The organism is Mesorhizobium sp. WSM4308, assembly GCF_002294905.1.
Lineage (GTDB): Bacteria > Pseudomonadota > Alphaproteobacteria > Rhizobiales > Rhizobiaceae > Mesorhizobium.
Map to the genome: position 1 here is coordinate 16,005 of NZ_NSFW01000033.1, position 14,115 is coordinate 30,119.

Sequence of the window (14,115 nt, forward strand, 5' to 3'; positions counted from 1 at the left end):
CGACATGGCGTTGCCGTCCCATTTCGGGACAGGGGCGCTGGCAGCGATCTTGCATTGGACCAGGCACCGGGTCATCCCGGGCCTGATCACGCTCCTGATTAGGCAGCAGGCTCGCCGGGCTAAAGGTGGCTGGGGTCTTGCCCGGCGAGTTGTTGCCACGTCATCCAATCGTTGAACTGGGCAATTCCGTTGCAGGCTGCCCGGAATGGCGCCCGACGGACGGCCCGCTTTTCAGGTCCGCCGCGCATCACACACAGGGATCGTCGGCCCCATCATCGGCGATTGTGTACGCGAATACTCGCCCACCATTTTCGTCAGTCACGCGGATCCAATCTGTCTCCCATTTTTGGGAGATTGACCTGCGTGAATTCATGATCAATGCAGCCGCGTCTGGACTACATGCTTCGATTGCCTTCGATCTAACAATTCGATCGAGGCACATCTCTGCGACGTCGTAAATTGGCATAGTTCACCCCCAACAACCCAAGCTTTCCCCAAAGAGTATCGCTCAGTATAGAAAAGGCCGCAAGCGGGGGCGCTGGACCTGCAAACGCGCGAAATCTTGCTTACGCCAACCATCGCGGCTATCCGGCATTCCCCAGTGGGTCCATACGCTAACCATCACTATGGCCGCGAAGAACCGAGGAAGCATCGGCGTCCAAGCCTGCGCGCCCGCGCCTGCAGAAACCGCACTGAGTCAACTTATGGGTTTGCCGTAATCGGAAGTGCCAGCGACGGAGCGGGCCGATCCATGTTTCCGGCCAGGAGAGTGACCGGATCAATCGCTTGCGTTTAAGCGCAGCGACCCCAGCCACAGGAGGCCGGCGATTAGCACAATCCACAAGAACGTATCGAGGTGGCCGTCCGCGGGATATGATTGCTGGTTAAAAAGGGTCGCCGTCAACGGGGCATTTGACCGGTATGACTGCCATATCGCCGAGCACGCCGACGTGGCGAATGCCTTGCCTGCCCGGCCAAGATTGATATCCAAAGCTTGTGATTGGCTTTGGACACCTGACGAAATTTTACTGGCTCCTACCCTTGATTAAGCGGATACTGCTGGTTGGGTCGGTGGGAAACGCCGGAGGGCTTCATGACCACGCATAAGGTCGGCTACCTGATCGGCAGCCTCGCCAATGCCTCGATCAATCGCAAGCTTGCAAAAGCACTCGTTCAGCTCGCCCCGCCAGAGCTTGAGATGTCGGAGATTTCCTTCAAGGATTTGCCGCTCTATAGCTACGACTACGATGCCGACTTTCCACCTGTCGCGCGCACTTTCAAAGACTCCATCGCCGCTGTGGAGGCAGTGCTTTTCATAACACCCGAGTATAACCGCTCGATCCCAGGCGGGCTGAAGAACGCGATCGACTGGGCAAGCCGCCCTTATGGAAAGAATTCCTTCGCTCGCAAGCCCTCGGCCGTCATTGGGACCTCGCCCGGCACTATCGGAACCGCCGTGGCCCAGCAGAACCTGCGGAGCGTGCTGAGCTTTTGCAATTCGCCGCAAATGAATGCCCCGGAAGCCTATATACAGTTCACGCCGGGCCTGATCACGGATAGCGGCGAAGTGACGGTTGAATCCACCGAGCAGTTTTTGCGCAACTACATGGCGGAGTTCCATATGTTCATTGCACGGGTACTTCAGGTGCTTCCTAAAGACGCCTGACGTCGCCAGCATGGTACCAGTTCCTCTGCCTTCGGAGGACCGGGATTGATGGTCGGTCTTGGTCCGCTCGTGCTGAAGTACATCCTTGCCGCCGGCGGAATGGGTTATTTCCGCAGGGGCGCCGCAGCTTCCCATATCGAGGCGGGGCAGCTGGAGGTCGTGAAAGGCGCGCCCGGGAATTCACCTATCCGGCCTATGCCGTCTATCCGGAAGCAAGCGAGGCGCGAGCCGACGCGCGGGATGCGCTACGCGGGTTGAAGCAGTTGTGAAATGATCGTCCCCCAAGCACCGGGCCACGGTCGGTGTGACTGGAAGGATGGAATGCTAACCGGACGGGATCGTTAGCCACTTACACTTCGATTAAGGCATAGGCCAGGCCAAAGATGCCGGCCATGAGAACGGCGAAGAATGCCCAGCCCTTCAACGCGGCTCGAGCATCTTCAGGTTTAGCCTTCTTTCTGGTTGTCTTGACCCTGTCGAGAGCCCTCGCCAACGATCTAGCGTAGGCAGCGCTCCTGTCGACAGGAATGGAATTTCGCCAGTCGCGCGGGAGCAACTTTTGCAACGTCTCCTCCGGCACTCGCCACGACAACCGGAACGGAAAAGCGTGCATGAGCTTATGAATAAATGAACACGCGCGGCGTCAACTTTCTGCCTAGGTGGAATGGAGAGAGGGAAAGCCTCTGGCGAATTGTTGTCTATGCGATCGAGAATTCGAGAGCGCCAAAGTGATATGTCAGCGCACCGTTCTCTTTTTACACCTGTGGATGGAGAGAAACGGTCTGCTTGATGGCCGGCGCGTGGATAGTGCGGTCATAACGGAACTTGCGAAACGGCTCGTAATTGAAGCAGAGGCAGAAGGCATTACCGACAAAGACATAATTGAAAATTGGGATGATCTTCATAGCAGCCTTATCGATATCATGCGGCGACGTCATCCACCCCCGAGATCAACACAATAGGTGGCGCAATGCGATCGACAATAACCCGTGTGTCAACGTTCAATGTGAATGGTGTAAACGGTCGGCTGTCTGTGCTGCTCAAATGGCTGTCCCAAACCCCTGCCGAAATCGTTTGTTTGCAGGAATTAAAGACATCGGACGAGAAATTCCCGGTCAACGAAATCGAGGACGCCGGTTTCGGCGCGATCTGGCACGGTCAGAAATCATACAACGGTGTTGCCATCCTGGCTCGCGGACGAGTGCCCCTGGAACGGCGACGCGGTCTGCCGGGCGACCCGGACGACACGCACAGCCGCTATCTCGAGGCCGAGGTCGATGGTCTGATCGTCGGCTGTCTTTATCTGCCAAACGGCAATCCGGCGCCGGGACCAAAATTCGAGTACAAGCTTAGATGGTTCGACCGTCTGATTGCCCACGGACACCTGCTGCTCCAGGAAAACGTGGCGACGGTTCTGTGTGGCGACTACAATGTCGTCCCAACCCCAATAGACGCGGTGGTGCCGCAGCGCTGGGTTGGAGACGCGGTGTATTTCCCCGAGAGTCGCAAGGCATATGCTGACATGTTGGCCAGCGGATGGGTCGACGCCGTACGCACAATGCATCCGGAAAAAGGCATCTACACGTACTGGAATTTCTCCCACCAGGGCGGTTACGATCGCAGCTCCGGCTTGCGCATGGATCATCTTCTGGTGAGTCCGGCGCTTTCCAGCCGGATTCACGCAGCTGGCGTCGATGTTGAATTGCGCGGATGGGAGAAACCAAGCGACCATGCTCCCGCCTGGGTCGACCTCAAGGGTCGCTAGCCGCTTAGGCGCTCGGGTAGACCGATCGGATCGAAGAGAAGGACAGGGCGGCTTTCGCCGCCCCGCGGTTTACATCAGAGATCGCGCCCGCGTCCGACCCGGCGGAGGTCTTCCTCAGGGTAGACGTCGGCCTCTGGATCGAAACCGGTCCAGCCGCTGACTTCGTACTCAGAGCGTCTGTCAGCGATGTCGACGGAGTTGTATTGCTTGAGGATCTGTTCGGCATTCGGGGCGAGGTTATCCTCGACCCTGGCCGTGACCATCGTTCCACCGCGACGGACACCCTCCGCATAAACATGGGCATCGTTTTCCGGGACACCTGCCTTCGTCATAGCCCCGATAATGCCGCCAGCTGCCCCACCGACCACGGCGCCACCGACCGCGCCGACAGCGGTGGCCGCCAGCCATCCTGCGGCAACGACAGGGCCAAGGCCCGGAATGGCCATCAACCCGAGGCCAGTCGCCAGGCCGCCGGCGCCGCCAATAACGGCGCCCAGGCCAGCTCCGGCGGCCGCATCCTCACCGGCCTCGGTTTCGTCGGCTTTGTACCACCCGGTCGCGTTGTTGGCCACGATGCTGATCTCATCGCGAGGCACGCCCGTTGCAACAAGTTCGCCCATGGCATCGTTGGCATCGTCATAGTTGTCGAACAATCCTGTTATGGTTTGCATCTCATTGTCCTTTGTTTCTGATTACTGAGTGCCGGCAACGACGTTGCCCTGATAGTCGAGAGCGACTGGGGTGGACTTGCCGTCCTTGCTCGCCGTTCCCCGCCAGATGCCCTTGTCGTCCTTCTTCAGAGCAGAGACGTCGGCATAACCGGCCTTCTCGATCGCGCTCTTTGCCTGGCCTTCCGTGAAGCTGTTGGCGCCGGGTACAGGAGCTGCGGGATTGTTGGCGCCGCTGCTTGTGACCGCAGGCGTGGTGCTCTCGCCGGCAGGGGCCTTGGTTGCAAGCTTCTGGATCATGTCCTGATGCATCTTCAGCGTGGGCAACGTCTCCGATGCGAAGGCTTTCAGGGCGGGATTGTCGCCATCCTTCGCGTACGTCTCGAACAGATTGACTGCATCGGCATGCGCCGCCTTCTGCAAGTCCGCATACGGCCTATCGACCGGTGCTGGGGCTGATTTCAGCTTGTCGACGTCGCTCTTGTGAGAAGCATCGAGATCGGCAGGCACCTGCAGTTTCTGCTCGCCGGCGATGCTTTCGAGCTTAGCGTTGGCAGCCCCATGATCGGAGATCATCTTCTGGGCGAAATCCTTGAGCGTCTGATCCTGAATCTTGTCTTGGACGACCTTACTCGACTGGACTTCGAACATTCCGCCAATCGCGGCCTTGGTTACGAAGTCTTGCGCGGTTTCGGCGGCGAGCGACGGCAATGCAAACGCCAGTGAGGTGGCGAGCGATAGAGACGTCAGGCGAAAAGAATTTCTCATGCAGCTACTCCTTTGTTGGCGATGACGATGACAGGCAAACCTCCCGGACTTTGCTTGGTTCCAATGGAAAAACGCTCGGGCCGATTGTGAAGCGAGTGGGGTGCTTTACCCCCCGATCGAGACTTTAGGTTGGAGAGACGGTTGCCAGATCCTTCACATGGATGATGTCACGGCAGACAGATCGAATACCGATATCGAAGCTGGCCCGCATTATAGGGAGCAGCGCGGAAGACGAGTGCCGACCCGCACCTCATGTCAGGCTAGCCGGGAAGCGTTATGCGCTGACTTGGAAAGCCCCAGTGAGATTTCGGTGAGCGTGATGCTTTATGCCGCCTTCCCCGGTTGAACCTGCCATGGTTCGTGCCGCGCCAGCTGCACTAGCCAGGAGCAGTTACGCGGTCCCGTTTCAGCGAGGCGAAAGCGTCGCGTTGCCATCAGTAGATCGAGGGCGGCGTTCTTTGCCGTGCCCCTGCACGCGTTCGCAATGACCGATCGCCCATTAAGAACCGCGCAAGCTAACTCCTCCGCGTGTAGCGCGCCAACGGTCGCTAACCGCGCAGTGACGGCAGCTGCCCTCAAATCCCTTCGTCATCAGTCCAATTAAAGAAATCCGACAACTCGCAGTTTCGGGCGGAACCTGTCGCTTCTGCGCTGGTTGCTGAGCAGCTTGTTCAGTGAAACTGTTCCCTCAAGGAGGACCATATGGCGCGCAGGGCGACGACCAAGAAGATCAATACTGCAACCATCCATGATCAGACCCTTGTAAGAGGGGAGGGTGGAGAGCTACACCAACTTGCTGGAAGCAGCGACAAGGCCCTGACCACTGCGCAGGGAAGCCCAATCGCCGACGACCAGAACTCTCTCAAGGTCGGCGCGCGCGGGCCAACTCTCATCGAGGATTTCCATTTCCGAGAGAAGATTTTTCATTTCGATCATGAACGCATCCCCGAGCGGGTGGTGCATGCGCGTGGATATGGCGCGCACGGTTTCTTCGAGACCTACAAATCGCTAGCCAAATACACGCGCGCGGATATTTTCCAGCGCGCCGGCGAGAAGACACCGGCGTTCGTGAGATTTTCCACCGTCGCAGGAAGCAAGGGCTCATTCGACTTGGCTCGCGATGTGCGGGGATTCGCGGTCAAGCTCTACACGCAGGAAGGAAATTGGGACATCGTCGGCAACAACATCCCAGTTTTCTTTATTCAGGACGCCATCAAATTTCCCGATGTGATCCACTCCGTGAAGCCTGAGCCAGACAGGGGATTTCCGCAAGCGCAGTCGGCACACGATACATTTTGGGATTTTATCAGCCTGACGCCGGAATCGATGCACATGGTCATGTGGGTGATGTCGGATCGTGCTATCCCACGCTCATTCCGCTTTATGCAGGGTTTCGGCGTTCACACATTCAGGCTGGTCAATGCGTCAGATGAATCCACTTTCGTGAAATTCATCTGGAAACCAAAGCTCGGCATGCAGTCTGTCATGTGGAACGAAGCCGTGAAAATCAACGGCGCCGATCCGGACTTCCACCGCCGGGATCTTTGGGACGCGATAAAGTCGGGCAATTTCCCGGAATGGGAGCTCTGCGTCCAGCTCTTTGACCAGGAGTTTGCGGACGGTTTCGACTTCGATGTCCTCGATGCGACAAAGCTGATCCCCGAAGAAGTCCTTCCACCGATCCCCGTTGGCCGATTGGTCCTTGACCGGATGCCCGACAATTTCTTTGCCGAGACGGAGCAGGTCGCGTTTATGACGCAGAATGTCCCTCCCGGCGTCGACTTCAGCAACGACCCTCTTTTGCAGGGCAGGAATTTCTCCTACCTGGACACCCAATTGAAGCGCCTTGGAAGTTCCAACTTCACCCACCTGCCTATCAATGCACCGAAATGTCCCTTCCATCATTTCCAGCAGGACGGGCACATGGCGATGCACAACCCCACAGGACGGGCCAACTACCAACCGAACTCCTTTGGTGAAGGGCCCAGGGAGTCACCTGACCGAGGATTCCGATCCTTTGCCGACGGCGAGGACGGCCAAAAGGTGAGACTGCGCCCCGAAAGTTTCGCGGATCACTACAGCCAGGCAATCCAGTTCTTCAACAGCCAGACTTCTACCGAGCAGCGCCACATCGCAATGGCCCTGGCGTTCGAACTGAGCAAGGTCGAGGCACCGGTTATCCGAGAGCGAATGATTGCTCATCTCCTCAACATTGATGAGGGCTTGGCACAGACGGTGGCGGACAAACTTGGCATCGCCGACATGCCTAAGGCTGCGGACGCTGCCGTGACACCGCGAAAGGATCTGGAGCCGTCTCCTGCCTTGAGCATCATCGAAAATGGCCCTGACAGTTTTGAAGGACGCAAGGTCGGTGTGCTCGTCAGCAATGGTATGGATGCTGCTCTTTTCACCGCGCTGCAAGCGGCCCTAGAGGCGGAGGGAGCAACAATGGAGGTGATCGCGCTGAAAGCAGGCAACGTAGTCGCCGACGATGACACTACGATCGTCGCCAGGCACATGGTGGATGGCGGGCCGTCGGTGCTCTTTGACTCGGTTGCTCTGCTGTTAACGGAAGAAGGTGCGGAACTGCTGACGAGGGAAGCGGCGGCGCGGGATTTCGTGGCAGACGCGTTTGCGCATTGCAAATTCATCGGGTTCACACCAGGGGCATTGCCTTTGCTTATGAAAGCTGGCGTTGACTCCGCCGCCGATGAAGGCCTCGTTCCGTTAACGGACGCCGGCGCCGTGGACGCGTATGTTGAATCCTGCAGAAAGCTGCGGCTTTGGGCGAGGGAGGCCAGCGTAAAAGTGTAGGACAATAGCGAAGAACGCCACCGCACGCGAAAAAGATGCCCGCCAAGCATCAGCACAGCGATGATGGCGTGGTCAGCGTAAAGCCACCCACATTATTGAGGAGCCTGGCGCGCAATTGGAGGATGGGACAACAAACACCCATGAACGGCTCCTTGCCCAGAGAAGATACGCCGCAGTAACGAGACAACTATTTGATTTGACACAATAAAAAATCGTTCCATAATGTATGTTATGCAACTTTACATTGTAGCATCTATTTAGTAATGCGGTTAGAGATGCGACACTTCCCGCTTCCGAGGCTGGTCAACATGAAGGGAACCTGACGCGGTCATTCCGAATACCGCGTTGCAACACGTTTCGAAAAGGCACTATTCGCCGTCATTACCAATTGTATGGCTCAGATGACTCTACACATTTCCAGGCAGGCCGGGACTTCTACGAGCAAAGCAGCCCTTTCCGACAAGGCAGGCGATGAAGGGGCGCAAGCGCGTATTGAGCGAGCGTCTTCAGCCCTTTTCGCGGTAGCCGGCGGTGCGCGGCGAAGGCGGCCAGGACTTCGTCCTTCTCGGACTTGGCAATCTTGAAGTGGTCCAACGTGCGCCCGAGCTCCGCTGCGACCTCATCGAATGCCGGGGGCGAGATTTTCAGCCGGCGGTGGGCTTCCTCAAGGCCGAGCGGCGTCGAGCCCGGCCTGGTGGCCACAAACTTGTAGGGCCCGCCCGAAACGTCGCAGCCCCAAAGTGTGCGCATGAACTTAAGACCGGGCAGCCGTTCGAGGTTCTTACTGTGCCATTGCCGTAGCTGCGGGTTCTTGGACTTCTGGCCGACAATGGGATTCTTCACGACGGCGTCGCTGAAGTAGTTCACCACGGCAGCTATGGCGAACACGCCACCCAGCCGTTCATATAGACTTTTCTCAGGCGTGGTTTGCTTGGTCTGCGCCAGCGCATTGTGAGCTGGCAATATTGCGGTCGACGCGGCGGCCGCGCCCAACACAGCAACAGTGACGACGCCCCGTCTTGTAAAAGAGGTTGGAATAGCCGTTTTCATCTCTAATCTCCTCCCTGCTACGCCAGGGCAAGCTGCAGCCTGTCCGGTGGCTTCAATGAAGTCGTTTCGGTCATTTGATGCTCTTTGCCCGTCAGAAGAACTTGGCGCAGCCAACGGCTTCGTCAATATGAGCATTCGCTAATGTAACAGAAAGAGGTACCCGCGGGCCGAACATTTCCGGCACTATTATGGCGAGAAGCCGCGCCGCAGCCAGCGAGGCCGCTAACAATGCTTGCAAAACAGCGACCAGAGACACGCCCATAGCATTGCTGCCGATCAACCAGGGTCAAAGTTGAAGCTCTTCGCGCCCAAGCTCTTGGCAGCCTATGAAGCAGAGTGCCAACGCAAGCGCGATTTCATAAGAGAAGCCGTGGAAACTGAACAGCGGTTGGGCAGCCTGGTCGAAGCGCTTCGCCCGATAATGAGGGATAAAAGGTTTCAATCGTTGTTGGTGTCCGAGGGACTTGCCCCGATACCAAAATCCGTGGCCGAGAGGTTGCAAGGCGAGAAGTTCAAACCGGGAGCAGCAGCGCATGCCAGCAAGCCCTTTCTTGGCAAGAACGCAGGCCGTCAACCTGTCAGCGGGATCTGCCCGGACGTCCTCGATTTCCTCCAAGACTACCCTGTGAAGGTGAAAATCTTCGGCTTGCTGCGGCATGTGCTCCCCGACAGGCAGTTGGAAATTGCCCGACTGATGGTCGCCATGGAGCGGGTCACATTCACATACGCAAAGATCCTTATCGCTTTTACGCCGCGTCCGCTGCTGGCCGAGGGTTTCTATCCGGCGATGATTGCCAACGTGTCTGAAGACCAACTGGGCGCGATGACGCCGGAACTTGGCAGGCTAAGCTGTGAATTTCTGAGCGCTATGGAGCGACTTGGCCCTGTGAGCCTGGAACTGTTGGCGGCCGGCCGTTATTTGGACCGGCTGATGGGTAACTCCAGGGTCGTGCGCTACCTAGCCCATACTTTTCCCGGCAATTTTGAAGAGTTTCACAAGTTGTCGGGTGGCCATGCATTTTCCAACTCCCTCAGTTTGGCGGCAGGCTGTGGACCTAAGGCGAACCGGCCCGCCGCCATCGCAGTTCGTGCAGAAAAGCCCCCGCTCGCCCGAGCTGAACAGTATCCCGATCGAATAGCCGCAAATACCGCATCTAGTTATAAAACGAGCTCTCGGCCGCCGCGAAGAAAAGGTGGGCGCATAGCGCTCGTGGAACCACGTCGCCGACAACCTGTTCTCGAAATGGGTAATGGCAGGCGGCGTCAACACCATCATCAGGACTTTTTTCGCCATGATGCTCGGCATCCTTCTGGGTGTCGTCGCGGCCCTAGGGAGGAGGCGGGGCGTTAGGGTGGGGGCAGTCAGAGAATTGCTCACACCCAGAGGGCCTGTGTCCAACGCCACCATAACGTTCCACGAGTTTTGTGAATCCGTAGGCGAAGGCCACAAGAAGCACCAGGACAGCCACTATTCTGACGGCCATGAGACATTATAGCAGGATCGTCCCGCATAGGATCCCGCAATCCCGCTACCTTGTTCAAATCGTTAAACGCGTTGTCGAAAGGTGCCGGCTTTGCGCACGCCCAATAATTGCGGGATTGTCCATCCAGGGCTGGGCAGGCGCCCTTCTCCCCGGCCCCCGACGAGTCCAACAGGCCGGGCGGCCTGGAACTTCCCTGGCGAAACGACGTTCGATCTGTTTGTAACGAAGGAGGTCGTGATGGACTGGAACCGCGTCGAGGGAAACTGGAAGCAGGTGAAGGGCAAGGTCAAAGAACAGTGGGGGAAACTCACTGATGATGACCTTGATCGCATCGCCGGCAAACGCGATCAACTCGAAGGTAAGATCCAGGAGCGCTACGGCATCGAACGCGACCGTGTCCGTCGCGATATCGACGACTGGTACAACAGGCAAGGCTGGTAAGAAAATAGCCCGCCGCCTCCTTCGCGGCGGCGGGCTTGACCTTCGCCGGCCGGCCGGGCGCGTACGAGACCTGCAATGAGCCTAGCGGTCATGGAATAAGTCCTCGCAATCCTTTGACAACGCGATTTCTCCCTCCATCATCAGGCCAAGGCTCGGGGAAGTATCAAGCTCGGCAATGAGGTGGCATCAAGGCACTTGAAGCGGCATGATCAAGCTGCTCCATCCAACATTGGATGCGGCAAGGCGGCGAGCCCGCCACCAGACGGCCGCACGATGGTTGCGGGGGTGGAAGCCAAACGTGTTGCGCAAATTTTTTTCAGGCCTGTTTTTGACCGATCTTGACGGCCAAAATCCTCAGACCCATATCGCCGTCGGGCGTTCACCGTGAGGTGCGCCAGCATCAAAAACTCAGTTGTTCGTTCGACTTGGAGGATCCTATGAACGATCGGATTTTCGACAGCCCTGTTTTCGTAAACAGCGGCGGCAGTCTGGTACAGGAAATTGCTGATCTCGAGGACGCCCTGGAATTCCTCTACGAGTGGCCAAAGGAGAGACGGGGCGTTAGCTACCAAACCGCTCTTCGCGCCTGCCAGAAAGCGTTCGACAGCGACTACCCGCTTTCGGCCGCCCGCCAAGCATTTTGTGGATTCGCAAAGACAGCCAAGATCCATCAAGAAGTAACAGGTGCCATCCTATGGGTGGTTCCCGAAGGCCGGAGCCGAAGCGGCGGGTTGGTCACGTGAGCATGGGAGGAGGTAGTCAGCGATGCTATCAAAGCCTTTTGAACAACCGGTTCGCGTCTGGGTTGGGTTAGGCTTTCCCCGTCAACTCAACACAGTTGCCGAGGCCTATCAATTTGCAGTGGAGTGGTGCGGCAATAGCCCGGAACAGAAAGCGGCTATTCGAGCCTGCAAAGCCGCTTTGGTAGGCGATATCGACCCTGAAACCGCACGGGGCATTTTTACGGCCTTCGCTCGGAAAAAAGATATACTGATGGATGATGGGGTCACGACCCCGCCCCTCTCAACGTGGACGCCCGACCACGTCTAAGGCCAAAAAAGGCGGTTGCCACAGCCGGCGGCCGCCTTTCCCTCAATCTTGTTATTTTCACGAGAACGTTGATGGTAAAGGAAGCCGCAATTAGACCCCCAACTCATGAGGTAATCGCGACTCCGTATGACGCCGATTGCCAAGATGCCTTAACGTCCCATGTTGACGAGCTGATAACCCGCGCCGAAACAGCCGGTTGGGACCGAGTTCGTGTTGCTTCGGCGTTAATGTACTTGGGTGCCAAGCGGCTCACTTCAGCCTCTTAGCCAATGCCATAATCCTGGGACGGTGACGCCTATCTCGACTCGATCCCGCTCAATGTCTATTCCGATGAAATCTTCCTCACCGTGGACTGCATCCCGATCCCAGTCATTCGTCTCATCCGGGGTTTTAACGGCGGCCTTCCGGATTGCGATCCCTGTGCTTTTGTCCCGGAATGTCGCGCGATGATTTTGGTGCCATTGATTGGTTCCTTTTGCTGTGCCCAAGCGCCAACATGTCCAGCACACTTAGGTTCCCTCACCCCGCTGTGATCGTCTGGCCGGCCCGGTGCAGTCCTGAAGCGATGCATCAGGAGCGTCCTCCCCCTGCGCACGCGACCGCCTCTACCCTTAGCATCGTAACTCCGGCCGAGACATCCGAGTGGCCGAGCGCGTCCTTCCGGCCCTAAATCGGACACTTACAGCGAAGCCAGCCCTTGTTCGAACTGCCGGGAGGTACGCGGGACGCTCGGAGGCAACAAAGTTCTGGCGTTTTATGGCGAGAGCGTGCCGCCGCTTTAGGGGGGTATAGAGTGCAACGGCATGTCGTTTGCACGCGCTTGCCAAAGGTATCCCTGCGCTTTTTGGGTTGGCTGCCGCGGTAAAGAATCTCGCCTGTTCTGCAAAACTCCTTAAAGCGGCGAGCGCCTCTTTCCTGGGTGGCGATATTGCAGCGTGCGGCGGCGCCGGAATGCTCCTCAAAGCCCTCGCGGAGGCTTTGAGCAGTTGCAGCTTTGAGGGGTGGACAAAGAAGGCTAAGATCGGAACGACCAACCTTGGACGCTTTCCAGCCAGTCCATGCTTATTGTTTCGGCCCGCTGCGCAAACCTTGACCGACGCCCCGTCGTCAACCGATGCGCTGCTAATCGAGATCTCGGCGGTTCGTACCGCTTCCTCCACACAACTAATCGGGGAGGTGCGGCGTATGCTGCTTGTCCTCTGCCGGATCGGCGTCAATGCGAGCCTTTTGGGGGTCGAAAGCGCCGTGCCGGGCGATGGCCAGGGCGGCCCTTTCAGGAGTTTCATAGGCCCACATGAAATTATCGGCGGATGCTCCGGCTGCATGAACGCGCCAATAGCCAGCCGTGCCCCATGGGGACTCCGAGGCGGAGTTGGTTTTCTCGAAAAGCTCGAAATAGATATCCTCGAAAGGGATGTAGAAGACCGGATTTCGTCCGTCTTCGCAGAGCAGTTTTGCGCGCTCGCTGGATGCGACAATGGCGTCGGAGAATCTGACTGTCACTGTCCCATGAAAGGGAACGATGGCAGGCGCCATCGCAGAATGCTCGGGACTCAGGGGGGAGGTTTGCATTCTAGCTCTCCTTGACTGCGTGTCCCTGAAAACGTCGCTCTGTCATGCCAGTTCCTGCCAAGGACGCAATTGGCGCAAATCCTTTTACCCCTACGCGTTGTTCCTAGATGTTTTTAGTCCCGGCATTTTGCTGGATCAGGACGGGTTTGAAGCCTTCCCGGTGTCATGCCCCATTTGCAGGTCAAACCTTGAGGGTGCTGCTCCTGCGGGCGACGTCGTAGGCGGCGGCGAAGTAACGCGATGAGTTCGGAGTTGTCGTGGCTCTCGTCGCAGGAGCGCTTGAGGGTGGCGTCTCTGATGTCCGGTTCATTCTTCAGTGACGGCGTCGAGCCATAGCGGTGTTATGCGGCGAAAGCGACGATAACCGCCTCCTCCTAATCACGAGCACCGTCCATCTTGGTTCTTCGAGCCAGCAGGGAGATCGGCGATCGAAGCTCGCCTGTTCCATCCTCGCCTTCCTCTGGTTGATCGCGAAACCTGGCCAGAGCGCATCCGGTGAGAGCGCGCCCGAATGCCCGGGTGTCCTCATCACTTTCCGTCGTTCGGTCCCCACAGTGAGTTGCCGCTTGGGCGGAACCATATCGGCCTTGATGCGTCGTAGAACCAGGTTCTGGTGGAGTGCATCTATGGTCAGGCTCCTTCTCCTCGTGGCTGCGGCGCTTGCCATCACTTGCGGCGGGACAGCGGCGGCCAAGCTGGACCTCGCCACCGTCAATCAAGCGCAATTCTCAGCCGAAGGATCGAAAGGCTTCAGCCCGGTTATCCTGAAAGCGCAGATACTTTTGGATCGCGCCCGCTTCTCGCCAGGCTTGATCGAGGGCCGCTTCTCGGAGAACG

General features: G+C 57.7%; 13 protein-coding genes and 1 pseudogene. 9 read left to right on the top strand and 5 right to left on the bottom strand.

Annotated elements, in window-relative coordinates; all coding sequences use genetic code 11:
• The first annotated feature begins 1,093 nt into the window (after positions 1-1,093).
• The gene (locus CK227_RS35185) at positions 1,094-1,666 is read left to right on the top strand and encodes an NADPH-dependent FMN reductase (protein WP_095776108.1); all 573 of its coding nucleotides are present in this window, start codon (positions 1,094-1,096) and stop codon (positions 1,664-1,666) included.
• Positions 1,667-2,636: 970 nt separating this feature from the next.
• Positions 2,637-3,431: an exodeoxyribonuclease III gene (gene xth / locus CK227_RS35205; protein ID WP_095776112.1), complete on the top strand. Its 795-nt coding sequence runs from the start codon at positions 2,637-2,639 to the stop codon at positions 3,429-3,431.
• Positions 3,432-3,505: 74 nt separating this feature from the next.
• On the opposite strand, the gene CK227_RS35210 is transcribed toward xth, so the two are convergent.
• Entirely contained in the window at positions 3,506-4,102 is a 597-nt protein-coding gene (locus tag CK227_RS35210) for a hypothetical protein (RefSeq protein WP_095776113.1), read from the bottom strand.
• A gap of 21 nt (positions 4,103-4,123) precedes the next feature.
• Entirely contained in the window at positions 4,124-4,867 is a 744-nt protein-coding gene (locus CK227_RS35215; protein ID WP_095776114.1) for a DUF4142 domain-containing protein, read from the bottom strand.
• A 702-nt stretch (positions 4,868-5,569) separates the two neighbouring features.
• On the opposite strand from CK227_RS35215, the gene CK227_RS35220 reads away from it, so the two are divergent.
• Positions 5,570-7,681, top strand: coding sequence for a catalase (locus CK227_RS35220; protein WP_095776115.1), 2,112 nt, complete (start codon positions 5,570-5,572; stop codon positions 7,679-7,681).
• Between the two features lie 435 nt (positions 7,682-8,116).
• Here CK227_RS35220 and CK227_RS35225 read toward each other — a convergent pair whose 3' ends face one another.
• Positions 8,117-8,731 carry a group 1 truncated hemoglobin gene (locus CK227_RS35225; RefSeq protein ID WP_143750563.1) on the bottom strand — a complete coding sequence of 205 codons (615 nt, stop codon included), beginning with the start codon at positions 8,729-8,731 and terminating at the stop codon, positions 8,117-8,119.
• A 91-nt stretch (positions 8,732-8,822) separates the two neighbouring features.
• On the bottom strand, positions 8,823-9,011 hold the full coding sequence (locus CK227_RS36560) for a hypothetical protein (protein ID WP_142878163.1): 189 nt from the start codon (positions 9,009-9,011) through the stop codon (positions 8,823-8,825).
• A 12-nt stretch (positions 9,012-9,023) separates the two neighbouring features.
• Here CK227_RS36560 and CK227_RS37690 point away from each other — a divergent pair, with 12 nt between their 5' ends.
• The 5 genes from CK227_RS37690 (at position 9,024) to CK227_RS35245 (ending at position 11,706) form a co-directional block, all read left to right on the top strand.
• On the top strand, positions 9,024-10,082 hold the full coding sequence (locus tag CK227_RS37690) for a plasmid partitioning protein RepB C-terminal domain-containing protein (protein WP_245318416.1): 1,059 nt from the start codon (positions 9,024-9,026) through the stop codon (positions 10,080-10,082).
• 370 nt (positions 10,083-10,452) lie between these two features.
• Positions 10,453-10,656 (top strand): CsbD family protein, encoded by a 204-nt coding sequence (locus CK227_RS35235; protein ID WP_095776116.1) that lies wholly within the window; start codon positions 10,453-10,455, stop codon positions 10,654-10,656.
• A 205-nt stretch (positions 10,657-10,861) separates the two neighbouring features.
• Positions 10,862-11,044: a hypothetical protein gene (locus CK227_RS36570; RefSeq protein WP_142878164.1), complete on the top strand. Its 183-nt coding sequence runs from the start codon at positions 10,862-10,864 to the stop codon at positions 11,042-11,044.
• Between the two features lie 49 nt (positions 11,045-11,093).
• Complete coding sequence (locus CK227_RS35240; protein ID WP_095776117.1) at positions 11,094-11,399, top strand: DUF982 domain-containing protein; 306 nt, start codon at positions 11,094-11,096, stop codon at positions 11,397-11,399.
• 22 nt (positions 11,400-11,421) lie between these two features.
• A complete protein-coding gene (locus CK227_RS35245; RefSeq protein WP_095776118.1) occupies positions 11,422-11,706 on the top strand; it encodes a DUF982 domain-containing protein in 285 nt (94 codons plus the stop codon).
• Positions 11,707-12,870: 1,164 nt separating this feature from the next.
• Here CK227_RS35245 and CK227_RS35255 read toward each other — a convergent pair.
• Complete coding sequence (locus CK227_RS35255; protein WP_095776120.1) at positions 12,871-13,278, bottom strand: DUF427 domain-containing protein; 408 nt, start codon at positions 13,276-13,278, stop codon at positions 12,871-12,873.
• 647 nt (positions 13,279-13,925) lie between these two features.
• On the opposite strand from CK227_RS35255, the pseudogene CK227_RS37100 reads away from it, so the two are divergent.
• Positions 13,926-14,115, top strand: a pseudogene (locus tag CK227_RS37100) (hypothetical protein); the annotation flags it as partial.